Source organism: Bombella pluederhausensis, assembly GCF_026385525.1.
Classification (GTDB): domain Bacteria; phylum Pseudomonadota; class Alphaproteobacteria; order Acetobacterales; family Acetobacteraceae; genus Bombella; species Bombella pluederhausensis.
Genome location: NZ_JANIDY010000003.1, coordinates 205927 through 228394 on the forward strand (window position 1 = coordinate 205927; position 22468 = coordinate 228394).

The following is a 22468-nucleotide window of genomic DNA, read 5'->3' on the forward strand; positions in this document are numbered from 1 at the left end:
GCCGCACCCTATATCAGGCTTTCCGCTTTTTGCCACCTTTCCTGACAGGCTTCTCTGATGTCTGGCTGGGGGTAGAGTGACCGGCGGCCAGCATGGGGGCGAGGAAGTGCCCGGTATGGCTCTCCTTGCAGGCGGCGATGTCTTCCGGCGTGCCGGTGGCGACAACCTGTCCACCACCCGCACCGCCTTCCGGCCCGATGTCGATCACCCAGTCTGCCGTCTTGATGAGATCAAGATTATGCTCGATGACCAGCACCGTGTTGCCCTGTTCCACCAGAGCATGAAGAACATTCAGCAGTTTGTGGACGTCTTCAGTATGCAGGCCGGTGGTGGGCTCATCCAGCACATAAAGGGTCCGGCCTGTGGCACGGCGGGCGAGTTCCTTGGCGAGTTTCACACGTTGGGCTTCACCACCGGAGAGGGTGGTGGCCTGCTGCCCAAGGGCTACATAACCCAGCCCCACCTGTTGAAGGATGGAGAGACGGTCTGCAATGCGGGGCACAGCGCTGAAGAATGGGACAGCCTCATCCACCGTCATGGCCAGAACGTCAGCGATGGATTTGCCCTTAAACTTGATCTCCAGCGTTTCCCGGTTATAGCGGGCCCCTTTGCAGGTATCGCAGGTGACGAATACATCCGGCAGGAAGTGCATCTCGATCTTCAGGACACCATCACCCTGACAGGCCTCGCAGCGCCCTCCCTTGACGTTGAAGGAGAAGCGCCCCGGCTTGTAGCCTCGTGCTTTGGCCTCTGGCAGTTCAGCGAACCAGTCCCGGATGGGGGCAAAGAGGTCTGTATAGGTGGCGGGGTTGGAGCGGGGCGTCCGCCCGATGGGGGACTGGTCGATCTCGATGATCTTGTCGAGCTGCTCGGTGCCTTCCAGCCGCCCATAAGGCAGGGGGACAGCGGCAGATTTCATGATCTGTCGGGCCAGTCCCTTATAGAAGGTATCGGTAATCAGCGTGGACTTCCCGCTGCCGGAAACGCCCGTCACGGCAATGAAGGTACCAAGCGGGAACTTCACACTGACATTTTTGAGGTTGTTTCCTTTGGCTCCGTGGATGCTGACCCAGCGTTTGCTTTTGCGGCGTGTGGCGGGGACGGGGATGCCCCGGCGGCCTGCCAGCCATGCGCCAGTCAGGCTGTCGGGATTTTGGGCGACTTCTTCCGGTGTGCCACAGGCGATGACATGCCCGCCCTGTGTTCCGGCACCCGGCCCCATGTCGATGAGATAGTCTGCCTGCCGGATGGCATCCTCATCATGCTCCACGACAAGGACGGTATTGCCGAGATTCCGCAGCCTCTCCAGCATGGTGAGCAGGCGGGCATTGTCCCGCTGGTGCAGCCCGATGGAGGGTTCATCCAGCACATAGAGGACACCCGTCAGGCCAGAGCCGATCTGCGAGGCCAGCCGGATGCGCTGGCTCTCCCCGCCGGAGAGTGTGCCGGAACTGCGGGAGAGGGTGAGATAATCCAGTCCCACACGGTCAAGGAAGTGCAGCCGTTCGGTGATTTCTTTGAGGATGCGGCGGGCGATTTCGGCCCGCTGGGGAGTCAGGCTGGCCTCCACGGTGCTGAACCATGAGAGGGCCTCGCTGATGGTTAGTTCCGAAGCCTCGGCGATGTTGCTGTCATTGACCTTCACGCAGAGGGCTTCCGGCCGCAGGCGGGCACCATGACAGGCGGGGCAGGGCATGGCGGACTGATACCGGCCAAGAGCCTCCCGTACATGAACGCTGCTGCTTTGCGCCAGACGGCGTTGCAGATGGCTGATGATGCCTTCAAAAGGCCGGTTGATGGTGTAGGTCTTTCCCTTGCCATCCTGATAGGGGATGCTGACAGCTTCTGGCCCGCCATGAAGAAGGAATTGGAGGGAGGTTTCCTTCAGCTTGCTCCAAGGTGTGTCCAGTGTTTCTCCGCAATGGCGGGCGAGGGCGGCGAGTGTCTGATCAAAGAGCGGGTCCTGCTCATTCCGCCATGGTGCGATGGCACCTTCACGCAGGGTCAGGCTGTCATCGGGGATGATGAGGTTGGGGTCGAAATGCGTTTCTGTCCCCAGCCCGTCACAGGTTGGGCAGGCTCCCATTGGGGCGTTGAAGGAGAAAAGGCGGGGTTCCACACTTTCCAGCATGAAACCGGATTCCGGGCAGGAATAGCGGGAGGAGAAGGCGGCTTTCAGCGGCTCACGCTCTTCCCCGCTGCGGAGGACTTCCTCAACGGAGGCCAGACCGTCCGAGAGTTCCAGAGCGGTTTCAAAACTGTCCGCCAGCCGGGTTTCCACACCCTCTTTCAGCACCACACGGTCCACCACGACATCCACATTATGGCGTGTCTTGCGGTTCAGTTTCGGGGCGTCACTGATCTCATAGAGCGTGCCGTCAATCCGCACACGGGCGAAGCCTCGGCGGGTCAACTCGGCCAGTTCCTTCGCACAGTCGCCCTTGCGGTCCCGCACGACCGGGGCCAGCAGCATGAGCCGTGTGCCGGCGGGCATGGCCATCACACGGTCCACCATCTGGCTGATGCTCTGTGCCTCGATGGGCAGGCCGGTAGCGGGGGAGTAGGGAACTCCCGCCCGTGCCCAGAGCAGGCGCATATAGTCGTGAATCTCGGTGATCGTGCCGACCGTGGAGCGTGGGTTGCGGGAGGTCGTTTTCTGCTCGATGGAAATGGCCGGGGAGAGACCTTCAATGGAATCCACATCCGGCTTGCCCATCAGCTCCAGAAACTGGCGAGCATAGGCGGAGAGGCTTTCCACATAGCGCCGCTGTCCTTCAGCGTAGATGGTGTCGAAAGCGAGGGAGGACTTGCCAGAGCCGGACAGGCCCGTCAGTACGGTCAGTCTGTCCCGGGGGATGGTGACATTGACGTTCTGCAGATTATGCGTGCGGGCACCACGGACAATGATGTGGCTTGTGCTGGCGGGAGGGGCTGTATCTGTCACGCTATGTCCTCAATGACGGCCTTGCGGGCTGTGGTGGATGCATGGGCGGTCCATCTGTGCAATATAGGCAATATGGGTACACGGTGCCAGAATCGAACCGTGGCAATGAAAAGTTCTTGAGAGAAGTGGAAAAAGACGCATGGCAGGCAGCGTAAATAAGGTCATTCTGGTAGGAAATCTGGGGCGTGACCCGGAGGTTCGCAATACCCAGTCCGGCAGCAAGGTCGTCAATCTGGCCATCGCCACGAGCGATACATGGAATGATCGTAACACGGGCGAACGGCGTGACCGGACGGAATGGCACCGTGTCGTCATCTTCAATGAGCGTGTTGGCGAGGTGGCGGAACGCTATCTGCGTAAGGGCCGTAAGGTCTATATTGAAGGTGAACTCCGTACCCGCAAATGGACAGACCAGCAGGGCATGGAGAAATACACGACTGAGGTCGTGATTGACCGTTTCCGTGGCAATCTTGTGCTGTTGGATAGCCAGCGCAGCGGTGGTGGTGACGGTGGTTATGGCGATGATGGCTATGACGGCGGTTACAATGACGGCGGCAGCAATTGGGGTGGTGGTGGCGGTTCTGCCCCTGCGGGTCGTGGCGGTGCTGGTGGTGGTAATCGTGGTCCGCAGCAGGGCGGTGGCTTTGGTGGCGGGTCCAATTCTGGTTGGGATAGCTCATCGTCTGGGCATGGCGATCAGAGTCTGGATGATGAAATCCCGTTCTAACCCTGTATCGTGATGATGAATGGCCCGGTGACGTGTGCCGGGCCATGATGGGGACACGTCCATAAGGCGGAGAGGCTGGGGACATGAGGGGAGTGTGGTACAGACGGAGCGCGGGGCGTGTGCAGGCTGGTGCCGTACTGGTACTGGCCGGGGGCCTGCTTGCCGGCTGTGCTACTGCTCCACCACGGAATCCCAATAATCTCTGTTCCATCTTTCAGGAAAAGCGCAGCTGGTATCATGCGGCCATGCGACAGGAAGCCAAATGGCACATTCCTGTTTCTGTCCCCATGGCCATGATGAATCAGGAATCCAGTTTTCGGGCTAATGCACGGACCAGACGGACTTATATCCTTTGGATCATCCCGTGGGGCCATATCAGCACGGCTTACGGCTATGCGCAGGCCAAGGATGAAATCTGGCACGATTATCAGCGGCAGACGGGTGCGGGTGGTAGCCGGACTGACTATGCTGATGCGCTTAATTTCATGAATTGGTACATTACCAATAGCAGAAAGGTGGACGGTATTCCTGTTACCGATGCCACCCGTCAGTATCTTGCCTATCATGAAGGATGGACCGGCTATCGCCGCCGGACCTATGCCTCAAAAGGATGGTTGGTGACGGTGGCCCGTAAGGTAGGCCACCGTGCCCAGCAGTACCAGCAGCAGTATGATGCCTGTAAGGACAGGCTCAAAGGCGGCTGGTGGGAAAACTTTTGGGATTGGCTGTTCTAATCAGCCGCCTTTCTGCGGGCTTGTCAGGCCGTTGGCCAGTGCTGCGGCTGCGCCGGGGCTGTGCGGGGCCTTTGTGGGGGCTCCGTCCCGGTCATCATGGCGTGTGTGGGGAATGACGTTACCATTCATCAGCACGTAGCGGAACTGACCATCCTTAATCTCGGCCAGGAAGATGTCTTCCAGCTTTTCGATGTTCCGCTTCTTCATGTCTTCCATGAGGTCTTCTTCACTAAGGCCGACATCTTCAAGATCGTTGGCACGGATAACACCATCATAATAGACGATCAGGGCAGGCAGCTTCTTCTTGTCTGTAATGGCGGTAATGGCACCGCTTGGCTCCACCTGTGCGAAGTAAACATCATCGAAAGAGTAGATGCCCTGAATATTGAGCTGTGAAGCAATATTGAGCATGTCAATCTTGTTGTTCTTGTCCCGGATGTTTTCCATCAGGAACCGGCCATCCTTGATGATGGGAATCTGACGGCCAATCGTCACGTTTCTGAACAGGTTGATCTTCCGGCAGAAGCGCGTGAGTGTCAGCAGAATACCCACGCCAATAAGCAGGGCGATGACATATTCATGGAAGGAAATGTTGGTCGTATAGAGGACCCCACCGACAAGACCACCAAGGATGAAGTTACCGACAAGGTCGATCGCATTCATCTGGGAGACTTGGCTGCGCCCGGAGATGTTCAGATAACCGATGATGATGGCGAAGCCTGTCACCAGTTTCAGGAACATCCATAGGTTGAGGGTAAGGTTAGGGAAGATTTGGTGGAGCATCGGAAGACCTTGCAGAGGGATAAGTAGCATGTCCCGGCGGGCTATGGTCGCTGTGCCTGCCCGGGCATGGGGGATGAAGTCCCTGCTGCGCTATGCTATAAGCTTCTCCCATAGGTTTTCAAGATATTGCGATCTTTTTCCTGCCTGTTAGTCTTGCAGTAAGACAGGCGTAAGGTTTCAGAGACCGATTCAGGTAAGGCAAATGAAGGAGCGTTCATGAGCAAGCACACGAATTTTCCGATCCCCGATCAGGCCCCTGCTGCCATTCTGCCCACAGGGCGCCTTGAGATGATCCTTTTCGACTGTGATGGCGTGCTGGTGGGGGGGGAGCATCTCTCCACGGCTCTGATGTCTGAGGATGCACGTAATCACGGCTGGGACATCAGCGATGAAGAAGGCAATAAGCTTTTTGGTGGCGGCGAGCTGGCCAAGATCGGCGAAATGATTGCCGAGAAGACAGGCGATACACTGCCTGATAACTGGGACATGATCATGCAGGACCGCATCGTGGAGATGATGCGGAAGAAGGCAAAGGAAGTCCCTGGTGCCACGAAAATGCTGCGTGATGTCGTCAATGAGATCCGCTTGCCGATCCGTGTCGGGTCCAATTCTTCAGAAGCTGAAATGGAAGCGAAGTTCTCCAGCACGGGTCTGGATAAGATCCTGAAGGAGGAGCGTATCCACTCCGGTCGGGACCTGAACATGCCCAAGCCACGCCCGGACATTTATCTCTATGGCGCCAAGCAGGAAGGGATCGACCCGGCTCATTGTCTGGTGCTTGAAGATTCCGATGCTGGCGTTGAGGCTGCCCGCCGTGCAGGTATGGCCTGTGTGTTGCTGCGTGACCTCGACAAGCCTGCTCCTTCATGGCCGGGCCTGCTGCGTATTGCACACCTTGATGAGTTTGTGCCGCTGCTGAAGAAGATTATTGCGGCTCAGGAGGAGCATCGCAAAGGCTAAGCCGAGCCTGTTTGAAACTGGCATCCGCCTCGCACTGGATTGGGGCGGAGACGGCTTTGCCTGTCCATTTCCTCCATGATTCTTCCGGAGACATGTTATTTATGCTGACATATGACGGCCTGAAGACCCTGCCGAAAACCGTTGCTGGCCCCTCTTACGATGTGCGCAAGGTGACGCCCGGCATCGTGCATTTCGGTGTAGGTAACTTCTTTCGTGCTCACCTCGGGTACTATGTGGACCGTGTTCTGGCCCTGCCTGACCAGCAGAACTGGGGCGTTATTGGTGTTGGTCTGCGGTCTGGTGGGCAATCCGATAGGAAGGCGGAGGAGTTCCGTGCACAGGATGGCCTGTACTCTCTGACGGAAATCGCGGCGAACGGTAAGGCTGATATTCGTGTTATGGGCTGCCTGCGTGATTATGTTCATGCACCGGATGAACCGGAAAAGGTGCTTGCCCTTCTGGCGGATAAGGCAACGAAGATCGTCTCCATGACCATTACGGAAGGCGGCTATAATATTGACGAGACAACGGGTGAGTTCCGTACGTCTCTGCCGACTGTTCAGGATGATCTGGCTGATCCGAAGAATCCAAAGACCATTTTTGGCTTTGTGGTGGAAGGGCTGCGCCGCCGCCGTGAGGCTGGTCATGGTGGCCTGACAGTCATGTCGTGCGATAATCTGCGCCATAATGGTGATGTGTCCCGTAAGGCTTTTGTTGGTTATGCCCGTGCCGTGGATGCTGATCTGGCAGCGTGGATCGACCAGAATGTGACTTTCCCCAATGCTATGGTGGATCGCATCACACCGTCCGTTTCTGCGGAGGGTAAGGCAGAGCTGAATAAGCGCAGTGGGTTGGATGACCTTCAGCCGCTTCTGTCTGAGGATTTCATCCAGTGGGTGATTGAGGATAAGTTTGCAGCGGGTCGTCCGGCCTTTGAGAAAGTGGGTGTGGAGTTCACCGATCAGGTGAGTGCCTATGAGCATGCCAAAATACGCATGCTCAACTCCAGCCATCTCATTCTCAGTGCAGCGGGTATGTTGCTGGACCTCAAGCTGGTCGATGAGGTTCTGGCCGAGAAGCGTGTGCATAAGTTTGTGGATTCTGTTCTGGAAAAGGATGTGATCCCTACTCTCAAGGCACCTCCGGGTGTGGACCTGCACAAATATAAAGAGACGCTGCTGACCCGTTTCTCCAATGCGGCCATGGCGGATCAGGTTGCCCGTATTGCCTCTGATGCGACCTCTAAGGCTCAGGTATTCTGGACGGAGACTGTCCGTGCCGCTCTGGGTGGTGAGCGTGATCGTTCCCGTGTTGTGTATTGTATGGCGCTGCTGCTGGAGCTCCTGCGTGGTCGGAGCGAAAAGGGCGGAAAAATCACGCTGCATGAGCCGTTCCTGAGCGAGGAACAGTTGAAGATTGCTGCTTCTGATGACCTTAAGGCGTCCATCGGGCTACCCGCTTTTGATGGTTGGCGTGATCTGCTGACACCGGAGATTGAGCAGGAGGTTGCTCATGCTCGTGAGTTGATCCGTAAAGAAGGCGTTCTGGCTAGTCTGCCCGTGTGATAGCTAGCTTTGTTCGAGCATGGATGAGGGGGAAGGTTCAGCCTTTCCCCTTTTTCGTATCTGTGACCATTTTTGTGGATAAGTTGTTTCCTGATGTGAATGGAGCCTTTTCAAAGGCCGTTGTTTTTCTTGTTTGTGCCGTGAGTAGGCTTGTCTCGGAATGGATAGTAAATTTATATTTAAGTTGGTACGTTCTTTGACAATAAAAAAAGACTTATATTATAGGTGGTTATAAGAAGTCTGTTCCCCGCCTACGCGGGGATGAACCCAATTCTGCCCATTTAACGATGATAGTCACAACCTGTTCCCCGCCTACGCGGGGATGAACCGTTGACGCAATACTTGACAGCGGGGCAGGTTTCCTGTTCCCCGCCTACGCGGGGATGAACCGTATTTAACATCATTTTACCGGGGGTTTGCAGGCTGTTCCCCGCCTACGCGGGGATGAACCGGCGTTTTGCAAATCCTGTGAGGCAGACGTTTTCTGTTCCCCGCCTACGCGGGGATGAACCGGGTTTGAGGATGACGCTGTTTTGGCTATCATGCTGTTCCCCGCCTACGCGGGGATGAACCGGCATCCGTGTTTTTCTGTATAGCCACATTAAGCTGTTCCCCGCCTACGCGGGGATGAACCGCTTAAAGCAAGGGTTATTGCCCTTGCTGACAACTGTTCCCCGCCTACGCGGGGATGAACCGGCAATAGTAGAGCTAATAATAGAGATACTGAACTGTTCCCCGCCTACGCGGGGATGAACCGGGGGAGGTCGATAGTGTGGTAGCTTGTTTGAGCTGTTCCCCGCCTACGCGGGGATGAACCGTGGCTTTTCCTTCATTGACATTGGAGGAAGATCTGTTCCCCGCCTACGCGGGGATGAACCGTAAAGGAAAGCCTTTTTACTTGCCTACTTCAACTGTTCCCCGCCTACGCGGGGATGAACCGGCGGCGAATGAATCCGCCCCTTTCTTGCCGACCTGTTCCCCGCCTACGCGGGGATGAACCGAACGGACATTATTTCTTACTAATAAAGAGCTGCTGTTCCCCGCCTACGCGGGGATGAACCGATAAACGATACGTAGAATTGCGTGATAGCTCACTGTTCCCCGCCTACGCGGGGATGAACCGGGCAGTCAGGAATCCGTTTGTCCCTTCACATCCTGTTCCCCGCCTACGCGGGGATGAACCGCTGGAAATGCGCCTGACGCATGGCCATGGTGTCTGTTCCCCGCCTACGCGGGGATGAACCGATTTTCAAGTCGTCGTGCAGCTAAAGCCGGGCCTGTTCCCCGCCTACGCGGGGATGAACCGACACTGCGATATCCAGCTGGCCTTGAGAGTCTCTGTTCCCCGCCTACGCGGGGATGAACCGAGTGCAACTATTAACTGCCTCTATCGTTGCATCTGTTCCCCGCCTACGCGGGGATGAACCGCGTTCCAAGGCTTCCGAAACTGAAACAACCAACTGTTCCCCGCCTACGCGGGGATGAACCGTCCGACCCATACCTTTCCTTGACACCGGAGCCCTGTTCCCCGCCTACGCGGGGATGAACCGCCGTGCGCCTCAATGAAGGCAAAAGCTCGGTCCTGTTCCCCGCCTACGCGGGGATGAACCGAACAGTCCCCACAGCGTGCCCCACTGCGGATGCTGTTCCCCGCCTACGCGGGGATGAACCGCGCATCCGGGCGGCAGGGTTGGCATCGCCCCACTGTTCCCCGCCTACGCGGGGATGAACCGACTGTTTTTAGCATCAGCAATTTGTCCTTGGAGCTGTTCCCCGCCTACGCGGGGATGAACCGGGTTTGCTTTATGGCGATAATGCCCTTCAATCCTGTTCCCCGCCTACGCGGGGATGAACCGCAGAGCCAATTTTTCATAATTCGCCTCACAACCTGTTCCCCGCCTACGCGGGGATGAACCGATTTAGTCTGTATTATGGACTTGGAGGCTTTTCTGTTCCCCGCCTACGCGGGGATGAACCGTAATAGATGGAGTTTTTCACAGTACTGTTGCACTGTTCCCCGCCTACGCGGGGATGAACCGACCGTGAGGCTGTGGCGCAGCAATGGTGAACCCTGTTCCCCGCCTACGCGGGGATGAACCGTGGAAATCGAGACACAACCCGACAAAGGCGGACTGTTCCCCGCCTACGCGGGGATGAACCGCGTGGGCACCAGCCCGACTTTCCGTGGTCCCTCTGTTCCCCGCCTACGCGGGGATGAACCGTTATTATCAGGCATTGGACCCAGTGACGGGTACTGTTCCCCGCCTACGCGGGGATGAACCGCCTTTGCGTGTTGGCGCATTCTCACGGCATAGCTGTTCCCCGCCTACGCGGGGATGAACCGGCTTTAGCACGGGCAAAGCCATGCCGCTCCGCCTGTTCCCCGCCTACGCGGGGATGAACCGGCGAACAGCACGAAGCCCTCAGGGTCTAGAGCCTGTTCCCCGCCTACGCGGGGATGAACCGGCGATTGCGATACCCAGATTGTCCGCCGTCAACTGTTCCCCGCCTACGCGGGGATGAACCGCATCTTCTCCTGCTGCCGGACATTGATTTCAGCTGTTCCCCGCCTACGCGGGGATGAACCGAGGAGATTCGAGTAACCCCATCTGGATTCACCCTGTTCCCCGCCTACGCGGGGATGAACCGGGTCACAGAACGCAGATGTGCGTCTGTCATATCTGTTCCCCGCCTACGCGGGGATGAACCGCTGAGGGGCTTCATTGAGCTGGCCATGGGGTCCTGTTCCCCGCCTACGCGGGGATGAACCGGGTATGGATTCCCAGAGCGCAGGGAAAGGGTACTGTTCCCCGCCTACGCGGGGATGAACCGGCTCTAGAAAAGCGTGGTTTGATCGTCAAGGCCTGTTCCCCGCCTACGCGGGGATGAACCGAAGGGGGGCTCCAAATAAAAACCCCGCTTGAGCTGTTCCCCGCCTACGCGGGGATGAACCGTCCCACGGGGAAAATCCCGTCTCTTTCACGTCCTGTTCCCCGCCTACGCGGGGATGAACCGGGGATGCGGCTACCTTGCATCGACAGGTTTCGCTGTTCCCCGCCTACGCGGGGATGAACCGGAAGAACGGCTGGCGGCAACAGGAAGCACCTGCTGTTCCCCGCCTACGCGGGGATGAACCGACGTTCAATTCCGTGAAATCGTAGAGCGGGTGCTGTTCCCCGCCTACGCGGGGATGAACCGCAGGCACGGGAAAAGGCCAAGTTCAAGAGAAGCTGTTCCCCGCCTACGCGGGGATGAACCGCTCTCTTGGAGAGACGCATCGGCCATCGTAGGCTGTTCCCCGCCTACGCGGGGATGAACCGGCTTTAGCACGGGCAAAGCCATGCCGCTCCGCCTGTTCCCCGCCTACGCGGGGATGAACCGGCGAACAGCACGAAGCCCTCAGGGTCTAGAGCCTGTTCCCCGCCTACGCGGGGATGAACCGGCGATTGCGATACCCAGATTGTCCGCCGTCAACTGTTCCCCGCCTACGCGGGGATGAACCGAATCTATTTTGCTCATATAAACATGAGCAGAGCTGTTCCCCGCCTATGCGGGGATGAATTAATTGACCATCAACTTAAAGGGTGGTGAGAATTTTGTTGTGTGTTCATGTGGGGGCAAAATAGCCATTAAAGGAGGAATTATGGGACTCTTTAGTGAGAATGTCAGGACTGCCATTTTAGTCCTGAATACTATCTTATTACTCCTCATTGCTATAAAGCTGTGACAGAGGGAATTTGAAAGGGATATACCTGCCTTTTCAGTTAAACAGGGTCTTCATAACGTATAAGTATAAGGCGGTGCTAAGGTTAAGGCCCAGTACGAGCCTGCCAGAGCCATTCCAGTGCTTCGGGGAGGGTCTGTTCTATGGTGGGGCCATCTATATGCTGGGCGTTGCGGGAGAAGACAAACTGATAGTCATAGCCCTTGTCTCCCAGCACACGGGCCAGATTTTCACCGGCCAGAACCCAGTCATGCATTCCATCTGGCATGGGGCGAACAGGGTAGAACAGGTCTTGATCTCCGACCTCGTACCAGATGTGCAGTGGTGCTCGGGGTGCCGCAGGTATAAGGGCGGCTCCGGGTTCGGGGGAGACGGCTTGCGGGGCGCCAGCCCATGGGGAATGAAGCTGCCATCCACCGCCGGGTAATGCCGGGTTGTGAGGCCACTGCTGGTTAACTAGAGATGGTGAGTAGGCTAACACCCGATGATAGAGATTTGGCCGGAACCACGCCATAGCAAAAGCGGCTGCTCCGCTGGAGCTGAACCCCATAGTGGCCCGTTCTTCTGGATTATGGGAGAGGATGACGTTAGCTTTCTGCTCTACGAGAGGCAGAATATGGGTTTCTACCCAGTCCGCATAATCGCCGGACATGGTGTCATATTCCCGACCACGTTCACTGCCCTGAGCATCGCCGCCGCCCGATCCCACGCCAATCACAACCATGGGGGGGATATGGTGTTCTTCTATCATCCTATCTACAAGAGCGAACAAATCACGCCCCGGATAGATGCCATTATTGCCGCCATCACCAAAGATTAGGAATGGCAGGGGGCGGTTGGCGGGCATGTTGGGGGGAACATAGATATCCACCGTGCGGGTCCACGGGGCCGGATGGGCAGCCGGAACATTCAGAATAGACGGGTCACCTGGCTGACTGGTGGAAACATTCTTCATGCCAATGGCACAGGGTTCGGGTTCGTCCCGTGTGGTTCCCGGATTATAGCCGCTGGTGGATGATGAGGTTAGCGTGAAGCTGATGAGCCGCCCTTGTGCAGGTGGAATTTTCTGCCATTCGGGCGGTAGTGAGTGAGTTGGCCCAAGAATGTAATTGCCTGTCTTGCCAACTGGTGGAAGTGTTGAATCTGGCAGGTCCGTGGCTTTTGGATAAAGCGGATTATGTGGGTCATGCACGGGCATGGCACCGGCCCCGCTCAGGCCAGATGTATCAATATAGAAGGGTTTATGCGGGTCTGTCGTGTTAGCCTGCGGTGGCTGGAGAGCTTCCAGCGGTTTGCAGTCGGCGGATTCGGTCTGTGCCAGACAGGTATTCCCGAGAGGCAGCATCAGAGCGCTGGCAAGGAGGCCGTGCTTCCAGAAGCGGAGTATCTGATGGCGGAATGGTGAATCTACAGACATGGAGCCGTCACGGAATAGAAAATGATGTTCCAGACGCTACCATAATTCTGTTCATGGAAAAGCCATAGTTTTTCAAAAATGGCAGGCCCTCTATTGCGTGCGAGAACCTGCCATGACCGGGGTTAGCTCGGCTGATGTGTTTTGATCAGGGATGCGAGCTGTTCAGCATCCTGTGCAGAAACACCCTTCAGAGGACGGGGCAGTGCATGGGCACCGGCCAGCCCCATGATCTCGGCGGCCGAGGCGATTACACGCAGGGAGCCACCATAACGGGCGCTCATTTCCCAGAAGGGAGCGAAGATGGCGTTGATACGGGCCACTTCGTCTTTCTGCCCGGCCAGAGCAGCATCCGTCAGCTGGCGGGCCAGACGGGGGAACAGGCCACCCCATTCGGAGAACCAGATGCGGGCACCATGCATCAGGGCATTGCCAGCGGTCGGGTCACCACTGATGCCGGGAGAGACATCCTCTGGCAGGGCTGGCAGCAGACGCTTTATCCGGGCAGAAGCTTCTTCGGCTGTGGGGGAGCCGCTGGGGAGCTTGATGGAGCGAACATGCTTCAGCTGGCAGATGCGCTGCATCAGGGAGTCCGAGAAATGGAACTGTGTCGTGCCGGGTGTGTCATAGACGACTACTGGTACGGAAACATGGCTGTTGACGGTCTCGTATAGGGTAAAGACCTCATCGTCCCGCAGGGGGAAGTAGCTCATGGGGGGCAGCAGCAGGGCTTTTACACCGGCTTTCTGGGCATCTTCGGCCAGCAGCAGCGTGTCCCGCAGATTAATGGCTCCGATACTGACCAGAACTGGCGTTGCGCCAGCATGTTTAACAGCCAGGCGGGCGATCTTCTCCCGTTCACTCCGTGTCAGGAAGGCATAGCTGCCGGTGGAGCCGAGAGCCCCAATGGAATCAACTTTTGCCTCTACCAGCCGGGAAATCAGCGTGGCAAAGCGGGATTCATCAGGCGCATCCTGATGCATGGGGGTGATGGGGAAGGCGCTCAGCCCTTTGAAGGAAAATGTCATGGAATTTGTCCTTTCCGTTAAGGTCTGGACATCATGGCGGGAAGGCAGGTGGACCGTATAGAAGGAATGTGACCTTCCGCTATTTTAATGTGGCACCGGGCCTTCTCGATACCGGCCCGGTGTCGTGCCGAAGGTCCGGCGAAAGAGGCGGCCCATATGGCTCTGGTCGGCAAAGCCTGCATCCATGGCGGCCTGAAGGCTGCTGACACCGGAGCGTAACTGCGCCTTGGCATGGTTGAGCTGCTGGAGCAGGCGGAAAGCCTGTGGGGCCAGCCCGTAATGACGCTGGAAGCGGCGGGAATAGGCCTCCCGGCTCATGTTCGCCTGACGGGCGAGAGTCTGGATGGAGTCCATGAAAGGCCCATCCTGCATGGGCAGGGGGAGGGCAGGCGGTGCTGCAAGGTGAACATGTGATGGACGTTCACTTTCCCCGAGATAGTGCTGGATGAGTCCGGCGCAGTCGGCCCGGTCCGTGCAGAGGTCGGGCGTAAGATAGAGATTCAGGCAGAGTGTCTGTCCGACATGGGCCGGGTCATCATCTTTCGAGAGATGGGGCGTACCTGCGGGAATGAGCAGGGCCTGCCCCGCCATGAGGCGGATGGACTGACCGGCAATGAAAAAATGACGGCAGCCCGACAGTAGGAAAGCAAGCTGGTCTTCCTGATGAAAATGCAGTGGCAGGGCAAGCGTGGTGCCCTGTGCCATGCTCATTTCTTTCACGTCAGGGTGACCGGCACGCCAGTAATGCCACGGTGGCCCGGAAGGAAGCAGGGAGGAAGACGAAAGAAGCATAATGCAATTTCAAGGGGATATGATCCTGATGGAAAGGCAGGATAGTCCGTTTTTTATGGTGTCGTCCATGAGGGTGGGATAAAAATAGAACGACCAGTCTATTTTTAAATGGACAGGCAGGAATCTTTCTGGTACACAGGCAACATGACAGTCGCAGAGAAACATGTGCAGGCCCGCCGGCGTATTCTGGAATCCGCCCGTCCCCTGATCGGGGTGAGGGGGTTCTCTGCCGTGGGGCTGAGTCAGATTCTGGAGGCCGCCAATATCCCCAAAGGCTCATTCTATCATTACTTTGAGTCGAAGGAGCATTTTGGGGCGGCCCTGCTGGAGCTCTATAACGAGCAGTATATGGCAAAGCTCGATGCTCTCATTGCCCAGACGGGCAAGACAGGGTTCGAAAAACTGTCTCTCTATTGTCAGTGTTGGGTGGATGCCCAGCAGAATGGGTGCCTTAGTGAGAAGTGCCTTGTCGTCAAACTGGCTGCTGAAGTGTCTGACCTGTCCGAGCGGATGCGTCTGATTCTTGAGGAAGGCACGACCGGCATCGTGGACCGTCTGGCTCGTATCATTGAAGAAGGCCAGAAAGATGGGTCCATCACCAAAGGGCTGCCTGCCCGGCAGATGGCCTCTGTGGTGTATCAGACATGGCTGGGAGCTACGTTGCTGGTGAAGGTGACGCGTCAGCCTGCACCTTTTGAGGAGGCTCTTGCGGCTACAAGGCAGCTTGTGGCTGCCTGAAAGCCTGCCATTTTTTGTCCTGTGCGAAGGGATAATGTGTTTTCCGGAATTTGACCTTTCATTTTCGAGATGACCGGTCTATTTTAATAACACCTCCTGATGAAGGACATGAGTGCCGAGGGAAACGATCATGAAGGCATATTTTATAGATGACCAGTCTATTATTTATGCCCTGAGATGAGGAAAAGAGGACAACATGGATAATTTTGAGTTCTATAACCCGACAAAAATTCTCTTTGGCAAAGGGATGATTGCCAAGCTGGATGAGCAGCTGGATAAGCAGGCACGGGTTCTTGTCCTCTATGGTGGGTCCAGCGCAGAGAAAAGCGGCACACTTGGTGAGGTCCGCAAGGCTCTTGGTAAGCGCAGCTTTTGTGAGTTTGGGGGGATCGAAGCCAACCCGACTTATGAGACCCTCATGAAGGCCGTGGATGTTGCCCGTAAGGAGAAGGTGGATTTCCTTCTGGCCGTTGGTGGCGGGTCCGTCATGGATGGTACGAAGTTCGTTGCCGCTGCTGTGCCCTATCAGGGTGAGCCATGGGAAATCCTGCTGAAGCAGGGTGAGACAGTCAAGAAGGCCTTGCCGCTCGGCACGGTCGTGACATTGCCTGCTACTGGGTCGGAAATGAACGATATTGCCGTGATCTCCCGCAAGGAGACAGGTGATAAGTTGGCTTTCTCAACCCCTCATGTTTTCCCGGCGTTCTCCATTCTGGACCCGACCCGCACATTCACCCTGCCGCCCCGTCAGGTGGCCAATGGTGTGGCGGATTCCTTCGTCCATGTGATGGAGGCTTACATGACCCTGCCGCAGGATGCGATGGTGCAGGATCGTTACGCCGAGGGTCTGCTGCTCAGCCTGCATGACATTGCCGAGCGCATCACCAAGGCCCCCGCTGATGATTATGACCTGCGGTCTAATCTGATGTGGGTGGCAACGCAGGCCCTGAATGGCCTGATCGGTGCTGGTGTGAAGCAGGACTGGGCCACTCATGCCATCGGGCATGAGCTGACGGCGAAATACGGGATCGACCATGCCCGTACGCTGGCCATCGTGTTCCCGGCCATGCTGAAGGAGCGCCGGGTACAGAAGCGTGCCAAGCTGCTGCAATATGCCACCCGTGTTCTGGGGCTGACCGAAGGGACGGAAGATGAGCGCATTGATGCTGCCATCGCCCGTATTGAAGCCTTCTTTGAAGGGTTGGAGATTCCTGTCCGCCTGTCTGCTTATGAGATCGATCGTGCCGGGATTGATCCCATCATTGCCCAGCTTAAAGACCATGGCATGACGGCTCTTGGTGAGGATCAGGCCATCACGCCAGAAATCAGCCGCAAGGTTCTGGAAAGAGCTCTGTAAGTTCCCATATCTGACTGGGGGGCGATGTGCAGTTTGCATGATGGCCCCTCAGGCAGCCTCGGGCGACGCCATAGTCAGGCGGCCCGTATTACGAGGTTCCGCCAGAGAGCGGAACCGAGAGAAGTGAGGTATTTCATGGCCTACGCTACGACCAATCCTTATACCAATGAAGTCATCAGGACATTTCCTGAGGCAACCGATCAGGAAGTGCAGGCTGCCCTGACAGCAGGCCATAAGGCCTATGAGGCATGGCGGAAAACTAGCTTTGCCGAACGGTCCAAATTGCTGAAGTCCGTTGGCGCTCTCCTGCGCCGGGATGCCGATAAGCTGGCCCGCCTGGCCGCTCTGGAAATGGGCAAGGTGCTGGCAGAGGGCAAGGCGGAAGTCATTCTGTCTGCCGAGATCTGCGAATATTACGCCGATCATGCTGAGGAACTTCTGAAACCGGAAGAACTGAAGGTATCCAGCCCTGCCATCGGGCGGCCAACCATAGTGCATGAACCACAGGGCATCGTGCTGGCGATTGAGCCGTGGAATTTCCCTTATTATCAGGTGGTTCGTATTGCTGCGCCGCAGATCTCTGCCGGTAATGCCGTTATCCTCAAACATGCGGGCAACCTGCCGCAATGTGCTGCTGCCTGTCAGGCACTTTTTGAGGAAGCCGGTGCTCCGAAGGGGCTGTTCCAGAATCTCTATCTGGCCCGCCATCACACGGAAGTGGTGCTGAATGATCCTCGTACCTGTGGCGTGGCACTGACAGGCTCCGAAGGGGCTGGTTCTGTCGTGGCAGGCATTGCGGGCAAGGCCTTAAAGAAGGCAACGATGGAGCTGGGTGGCAGTGATGCCTTCATCGTGCTGGATGATGCCGACCTTGAGAAGACGGTCAAATGGGCCGTGTTTGGCCGCCACTGGAATGCCGGTCAGGTCTGTGTGTCTGCCAAGCGTATCATCGTGGTGGATAGTCTCTATGATCGCTTTCTGGAGCTCTATAAGAAAGGTATTGCCGAGCTGAAGGCTGGTGATCCGTTGGACCCCAACACTAACTTCGCCCCCCTTTCGTCCCAGAAGGCTGCTGATGATCTGCGGGCTCAGGTAGAGGAAGCCAAGAAGCACGGTGCGAAGGTAGAAACCATTCCGCTGCCTGTGCCGAATCAGGGGGCTTTCTTCCAGCCTATGATTATGACGGGGCTTGATGAGAAGAATGAGGCCCGTCACTGGGAGTTTTTTGGCCCGGTTACGCAGCTTTATCGGGCGAAGGATGAAGATGATGCCATCCGTATTGCCAATGATTCCCCTTATGGGCTCGGCGGGTCTGTCTTCACGAAAGATGAAGCCCGTGGTGCCCGTGTGGCAGCGAAGATTCGTACCGGCATGGTGTTCATCAACCATCCGACCGGCACGAAAGCTGAACTGCCCTTTGGTGGTATCGCCCGTTCCGGCTATGGCCGGGAGCTGATTGGCCTTGGCATCAAGGAGTTTGTGAACCACAAGCTCATCAATATCGTGGATATTGACGCTCCGTTCTGAGGGGATGATTTCTCCCGGTTACAGAAAAGGCGGCTCCAGCAGGGGCCGCCTTTCTATACTGTGACGCATTATGTATGATTGAAGTTCTGAATGGTACTCGCCAGTTCAATGGGAAAAGGCGTAGGAATTAGCCAGTGATGTGATTAAGTTTGACGAAGCGTTCTCTTTCCATTTCTCTGGTTGCAGATTGAATCTTTATCGAGATTGATAATTCCAGACGAGAAGTGGTGTAGTCGTGCCCGTAGTATGGTCCTGTCCTTGTTGGAGAGCGGTTCTCTCTACATCAGAGAAGCGAAATCAGGGCGTGCAGGCAGAGGGTTTATTACGCATTTTTTTTATTGTAGTTCCTGTTATAGGGTGGCTGGTATTGCTATATAGAATAGGCTTTAATTTAAGTTTTTAATTGTGTAACAATCACCCATTGTATTTAATTTTAATATGTTAGTTTTCGCCGTTGGTTTCGATAAAATTCAGCTCGAGGACGATACCGAGGATCAATCTGGGCTGCTTCATAAAAGCATGATATTAGTTTGGAGAGTAGCTGCAACTTTTCTGTATTATTCGTGCAGGTCGTGATTTTTTGCTCTAATCGGTGAATTTTCCGCCAGCGTGAAAAGGGTAGAGTAATTTTATCCTGCTTGATTGCTATCCCTGTTACAATTTTTACGCTATCACCCATGAAAAAACGTGCTTTGTGTGCACGCAAGCCGGCCTTGAAGATTATCTGCCGTACCTTGTGAAGAAGGGCACGAGAAGCACGGGGACCAGACATAGTAATATCGTCCACATAACATGTCATAATAAGTCCATGCTTCAGAGCAAAGTTTGATAGGTCATTGAATAGGTGTTTGTGAGTATAATAGGAGATTATTGGACTGATTGAGCTGCCTGTAGCTAATATACCATTGTAACATATTAGGTTTGCAAGTAGTCCTGCTACGTCTGATGTACAGTTCATTTCATCGCGAAAGAAATGCATTACTTTGTGTTGGTGGGTTGATTGGTAGAATTTTGCAATATCGATTTTTATAAGTGGATGATTACTAATATGAACACGAGCATTAGACAAGTACGATCGTCCTTTCACTGCTGAGTGGAGATAACTGGGCACTTCGATACGAGCTAGATATCGATGTAATTGTTTATGAAGACTCTGTAATGCGGTGCCGGATTCCTGAATTTCACGACCTGTACTTTTATGTTTGTAAATGCGATATTGACCATCCATAGCCAGTTTATTTAATTTATTTAGATCCCAACCTAGTCGTTTTGCCAATGTATGTGGTGATTGGAGGCTATATAGATGACAACGATTAATCGGTATGGGTGGTTGTTGCGCTCGTTTTTTTTGACTCATTATTCTCTCCATCAGCTACCCATTCCAGCATTTTTAATACCTTATCCGCAAAAAATATACGTGCCTTATTGAAGTTTTTATTTGATTCTTGTTCTGCAAATAGCATGAGTGACGATATTGGTAATTCAAATCTATCAGCGTATTTCTTAAGAACTGCTAGGCTGGGTTCTTTTTTCTTGTGCTCTATCTCGTTGAGATATGATCGAGATATATTGATTTGCTTGGCAAGATCAGACTGTGAAAGTCGATGATACTGTCTAATAGTTTTTAAGGCTCTGTCGTACATATTCTCTTGTCTCATTCTTAAACTCTTTTGAAAGAGTTAAGGGGGGATTACGTCAACATCTCCCAGATTTTTGTGCCAACACGGACTGCCTTGAGGATGAAATCCAAGGCAGTCATTGCAGCTTTCCAAGTCATCGGCCTCAGAAGAACATCCCGAATCAGACGTTTCCGTTGGCTAGTTTTCGCACGCTTCTTCTCAGCACTTGGTGAGGGATTGGTGCCCATAGGTAGTCCTCCTACACGCTCGCCCCGGAATTAGGACCAGCTCCACCAGCAGGAGTACAACGAGAGAAGAAGCATCCCCCCAACTTTACGCATCCTGCCACACGGATGCGTCTTACCGACCCTGCAGAAGATCCCGAGTGGATTCCTTCACGCAGCCGATAAGTGTGAGGATTAATTAAAAATTAATCCCGCAGGTGATTACTCACCCAGAGTTCAGTGGGATGTTGCCTTTGTCCCAAGTGCATGGGGCCTTGTGTGCCTATATTAGGATCGATTGTCAATGAAAATTCGCCTGTGGCGAACATATTTTTCCATTGGCGAACGATTCCCCATGAAAGCAGTTAGTTTAGTAATGCATTGCGTGAATGAATTCGACTATAGCCTGTTTTTATCGCTCCAACGAATGCTGAGTTTCGATATTATCATAATCGATGAACCGGGCCGTCTTCACATGAAGAAAGGGTAGGCATGCACGTAGCAGAATAATCAGACGATAAGCCTGATTGTTACATTGCAACTCAGTATCGCATTTGGATTGATCAGCTAGGGTGAGAGGCTGGATCAGTCGCCGTCGTATCTCTAATGTGAATATCAAAGCATCATATTCGGGTTTTACCGCCTCAGCATGGACCCCATGACACCATCACGCCGGATGATGCCATGCAGCAGGGCGGCTCCGATATGGGCGAGGATGAGGAGGATCAGCCCATAGGCAAGCAGGCTGTGCAGGCAGCGCAGCGCACCCCAGAGATGGGGGTGAAAGCCGATGAGGGGCGGGATATGGCAACCACCCCATAGGGTGATCGGGTAGCCACCAGCCGAGAGCATGGCCCAGCCAACCAGTGGCAGGGCGATCATGAAGCCATAGAGCAGGATGTGGGACAGATGGGCTGCCAGCTTCATGACGGCAGGCAGGTCATTCGGCAAAGGCGGGGTGTGGCTGGCAAAGCGGTTGATGAGTCGGATAACCACCAGTAGCAGGAGCAGAAAGCCAACCGTGCGGTGCAGCGTGAACAGCCCTGCATAATGAATGGTGGAGTCATGCGCCATGACCAGCCCAACAAAGAGCATGACGATGATGAGCGCCGCCATCACCCAGTGAAGCAGGATGGAGAGACGAGAGAAAGACATGGCTTACTGGCCCTTTTCGTCTGAAGTGAGGGGCGGGTTGGCGACATCGCCGGGTGTGACCATGCTGGGCGTCTTATGTTCGGCAGAACGGGTCGCATAGGACCGCATATAGATTGAAGACCGCAGAGCCAGTAAAGGATCGCCAGAAACACTGATTCCGTCAGGCAGGATGGTGGGGTCGAATACCATAGGGCCGCAGGGGCTTTCATCCTCGCTGTAGGCCTTCGTGAAGGTTACCGTTCCGACTGTTACTTTCTGGTCTGCTTCATTCCAAGGCTGGCTGGGGTCATTGACCGGGTCGCCCTCGCGGGCAACAGTGGCAACAATATCCCAGCTGAGTGGTTTCTGGTCCAGCGTCTGGACAAGCCGTTTGAAAAGATAGTTCCCATCATTGGTGCCGCTGCCTTCTGCGGGGCTGAAATCTTCTTTCGCCACGACTGACCAGCGGACAGCGACCTGTTTTCCAGCATCATTGGTCAGGATGAAACTATCGAGGCTGTTATAGGTATCGTTGGTCAGGTCAGAACTTTGTTTATGGGCTTTGACCTGTTCAAACGCTGTTTTCAGCCAAGGGCGTTGGGCAGCATAGGCTTGTGAGGCCGCCGGGTCAGTCTTGTGTGTGGTCGGGTCCAGCCGTGCCGCACCAAAGAAAGCATAGGCATCGGCAATGTCCCGCATGGGCTGGAGGGGGACATCCACCAGAGCCATGCGCCAGTCATCCCCGGTGGCAGACCGTATCTGCAAGGCCAGACTGCGGGCCACGGCAGGATTGTCCGGCAGGTACGGCATGGGCGGAGCGAGAGAGAAACGCCCCATGACAGGCAGATGCTCACCCTTGAAAACACCGGAGCGGGACAGGACACGGCCTTCCGGTGAGGGGTCAAACCAACCTGTGGCACACATGCCTTTGGCATGGGCACGGCGGAAGCCGGTATCGGGTGCGCCAGCATTATGGAAACGCTGCATGAAATGGGAAGGAGATATGGCAGCCGGACTGAACATGCCAGCCGTCCAGGCCATCAGGCCACCCAGACAGAGCGGCGGCAGAATGACCGCCGCCCAACGGGCCGGACTGCCCTTGCGGGGGGAATGCGCCATGGGATGATCTCCTCAACGGGTGATGGAACTCTATCCTCAGCCTGTATCAGATGTCATCCGCTGCGGGAAGGAAAGTGTC

Annotated in this window: 16 protein-coding genes and 1 CRISPR repeat array; of the genes, 7 read left to right on the forward strand and 9 right to left on the reverse strand. The window is 55.4% G+C overall.

Annotated features, from left to right (window positions below):
* Positions 1-13 precede the first annotated feature (13 nt).
* Positions 14-2944 carry an excinuclease ABC subunit UvrA gene (uvrA, locus tag NQF86_RS07330; protein WP_266116978.1) on the reverse strand — a complete coding sequence of 977 codons (2931 nt, stop codon included), beginning with the start codon at positions 2942-2944 and terminating at the stop codon, positions 14-16.
* A gap of 139 nt (positions 2945-3083) precedes the next feature.
* Between uvrA and ssb the strand changes: the two genes are divergently transcribed.
* Together ssb and NQF86_RS07340 are read left to right on the forward strand one after the other, a co-directional pair.
* Positions 3084-3671, forward strand: a complete 588-nt coding sequence (gene ssb, locus NQF86_RS07335; protein WP_266116979.1) for a single-stranded DNA-binding protein — start codon at positions 3084-3086, stop codon at positions 3669-3671.
* Positions 3672-3754: 83 nt separating this feature from the next.
* The gene (locus NQF86_RS07340; protein ID WP_266116980.1) at positions 3755-4405 is read left to right on the forward strand and encodes a transglycosylase SLT domain-containing protein; all 651 of its coding nucleotides are present in this window, start codon (positions 3755-3757) and stop codon (positions 4403-4405) included.
* Here the strand turns inward: NQF86_RS07340 and NQF86_RS07345 are convergent, their stop codons facing one another.
* Positions 4406-5188 carry a DUF421 domain-containing protein gene (locus NQF86_RS07345; protein WP_266116981.1) on the reverse strand — a complete coding sequence of 261 codons (783 nt, stop codon included), beginning with the start codon at positions 5186-5188 and terminating at the stop codon, positions 4406-4408.
* Between the two features lie 288 nt (positions 5189-5476).
* Here NQF86_RS07345 and NQF86_RS07350 point away from each other — a divergent pair, with 288 nt between their 5' ends.
* Positions 5477-6148, forward strand: coding sequence for an HAD family hydrolase (locus tag NQF86_RS07350; protein WP_266117056.1), 672 nt, complete (start codon positions 5477-5479; stop codon positions 6146-6148).
* Between the two features lie 101 nt (positions 6149-6249).
* Entirely contained in the window at positions 6250-7713 is a 1464-nt protein-coding gene (locus NQF86_RS07355) for a mannitol dehydrogenase family protein (protein ID WP_266116982.1), read from the forward strand.
* Positions 7714-7953: 240 nt separating this feature from the next.
* A CRISPR array of direct repeats spans positions 7954-11277; the repeat unit is 29 nt; unit sequence CTGTTCCCCGCCTACGCGGGGATGAACCG.
* A gap of 245 nt (positions 11278-11522) precedes the next feature.
* Here NQF86_RS07355 and NQF86_RS07360 read toward each other — a convergent pair.
* The 3 genes from NQF86_RS07360 to NQF86_RS07370 all read right to left on the reverse strand — a co-directional run bounded on the left by NQF86_RS07360 (position 11523) and on the right by NQF86_RS07370 (position 14671).
* Positions 11523-12854, reverse strand: coding sequence for an alpha/beta hydrolase (locus NQF86_RS07360; protein ID WP_266116983.1), 1332 nt, complete (start codon positions 12852-12854; stop codon positions 11523-11525).
* A 122-nt stretch (positions 12855-12976) separates the two neighbouring features.
* A complete protein-coding gene (locus tag NQF86_RS07365; RefSeq protein WP_266116984.1) occupies positions 12977-13879 on the reverse strand; it encodes a dihydrodipicolinate synthase family protein in 903 nt (300 codons plus the stop codon).
* Positions 13880-13963: 84 nt separating this feature from the next.
* Positions 13964-14671 (reverse strand): AraC family transcriptional regulator, encoded by a 708-nt coding sequence (locus NQF86_RS07370; protein WP_266116985.1) that lies wholly within the window; start codon positions 14669-14671, stop codon positions 13964-13966.
* A 144-nt stretch (positions 14672-14815) separates the two neighbouring features.
* On the opposite strand from NQF86_RS07370, the gene NQF86_RS07375 reads away from it, so the two are divergent.
* The 3 genes from NQF86_RS07375 to NQF86_RS07385 all read left to right on the forward strand — a co-directional run bounded on the left by NQF86_RS07375 (position 14816) and on the right by NQF86_RS07385 (position 18293).
* Positions 14816-15409 (forward strand): TetR/AcrR family transcriptional regulator, encoded by a 594-nt coding sequence (locus NQF86_RS07375; RefSeq protein ID WP_266116986.1) that lies wholly within the window; start codon positions 14816-14818, stop codon positions 15407-15409.
* A gap of 196 nt (positions 15410-15605) precedes the next feature.
* Positions 15606-16766 (forward strand): iron-containing alcohol dehydrogenase, encoded by a 1161-nt coding sequence (locus NQF86_RS07380; protein ID WP_266116987.1) that lies wholly within the window; start codon positions 15606-15608, stop codon positions 16764-16766.
* A 135-nt stretch (positions 16767-16901) separates the two neighbouring features.
* Entirely contained in the window at positions 16902-18293 is a 1392-nt protein-coding gene (locus NQF86_RS07385; RefSeq protein WP_266116988.1) for an NAD-dependent succinate-semialdehyde dehydrogenase, read from the forward strand.
* A 433-nt stretch (positions 18294-18726) separates the two neighbouring features.
* On the opposite strand, the gene NQF86_RS09150 is transcribed toward NQF86_RS07385, so the two are convergent.
* From NQF86_RS09150 to NQF86_RS07400, 4 genes are all read right to left on the reverse strand, one after another.
* Positions 18727-19662, reverse strand: a complete 936-nt coding sequence (locus NQF86_RS09150) for a reverse transcriptase family protein (protein ID WP_407652884.1) — start codon at positions 19660-19662, stop codon at positions 18727-18729.
* A complete protein-coding gene (locus NQF86_RS07390) occupies positions 19607-19951 on the reverse strand; it encodes a helix-turn-helix domain-containing protein (RefSeq protein ID WP_266116989.1) in 345 nt (114 codons plus the stop codon). Before NQF86_RS07390 ends, NQF86_RS09150 begins: the two co-directional genes overlap by 56 nt.
* An 821-nt stretch (positions 19952-20772) precedes the next feature.
* On the reverse strand, positions 20773-21291 hold the full coding sequence (locus NQF86_RS07395) for a cytochrome b (protein ID WP_266116990.1): 519 nt from the start codon (positions 21289-21291) through the stop codon (positions 20773-20775).
* Between the two features lie 3 nt (positions 21292-21294).
* Positions 21295-22389: a catalase gene (locus NQF86_RS07400; protein WP_266116991.1), complete on the reverse strand. Its 1095-nt coding sequence runs from the start codon at positions 22387-22389 to the stop codon at positions 21295-21297.
* Positions 22390-22468: the final 79 nt, after the last annotated feature.

Excerpts from the sequence above, each read along its gene's own strand:
- ssb (WP_266116979.1), top strand. The coding sequence starts at position 3,084 with ATGGCAGGCAGCGTAAATAAGGTCATTCTGGTAGGAAATCTGGGGCGT.
- NQF86_RS07340 (WP_266116980.1), top strand. The coding sequence starts at position 3,755 with ATGAGGGGAGTGTGGTACAGACGGAGCGCGGGGCGTGTGCAGGCTGGT.
- NQF86_RS07345 (WP_266116981.1), bottom strand. The coding sequence starts at position 5,188 with ATGCTCCACCAAATCTTCCCTAACCTTACCCTCAACCTATGGATGTTC.
- NQF86_RS07350 (WP_266117056.1), top strand. The coding sequence starts at position 5,477 with ATGATCCTTTTCGACTGTGATGGCGTGCTGGTGGGGGGGGAGCATCTC.
- NQF86_RS07355 (WP_266116982.1), top strand. The coding sequence starts at position 6,250 with ATGCTGACATATGACGGCCTGAAGACCCTGCCGAAAACCGTTGCTGGC.
- NQF86_RS07360 (WP_266116983.1), bottom strand. The coding sequence starts at position 12,854 with ATGTCTGTAGATTCACCATTCCGCCATCAGATACTCCGCTTCTGGAAG.
- NQF86_RS07365 (WP_266116984.1), bottom strand. The coding sequence starts at position 13,879 with ATGACATTTTCCTTCAAAGGGCTGAGCGCCTTCCCCATCACCCCCATG.
- NQF86_RS07370 (WP_266116985.1), bottom strand. The coding sequence starts at position 14,671 with ATGCTTCTTTCGTCTTCCTCCCTGCTTCCTTCCGGGCCACCGTGGCAT.
- NQF86_RS07375 (WP_266116986.1), top strand. The coding sequence starts at position 14,816 with ATGACAGTCGCAGAGAAACATGTGCAGGCCCGCCGGCGTATTCTGGAA.
- NQF86_RS07380 (WP_266116987.1), top strand. The coding sequence starts at position 15,606 with ATGGATAATTTTGAGTTCTATAACCCGACAAAAATTCTCTTTGGCAAA.
- NQF86_RS07385 (WP_266116988.1), top strand. The coding sequence starts at position 16,902 with ATGGCCTACGCTACGACCAATCCTTATACCAATGAAGTCATCAGGACA.
- NQF86_RS09150 (WP_407652884.1), bottom strand. The coding sequence starts at position 19,662 with ATGGAGAGAATAATGAGTCAAAAAAAACGAGCGCAACAACCACCCATA.
- NQF86_RS07390 (WP_266116989.1), bottom strand. The coding sequence starts at position 19,951 with ATGAGACAAGAGAATATGTACGACAGAGCCTTAAAAACTATTAGACAG.
- NQF86_RS07395 (WP_266116990.1), bottom strand. The coding sequence starts at position 21,291 with ATGTCTTTCTCTCGTCTCTCCATCCTGCTTCACTGGGTGATGGCGGCG.
- NQF86_RS07400 (WP_266116991.1), bottom strand. The coding sequence starts at position 22,389 with ATGGCGCATTCCCCCCGCAAGGGCAGTCCGGCCCGTTGGGCGGCGGTC.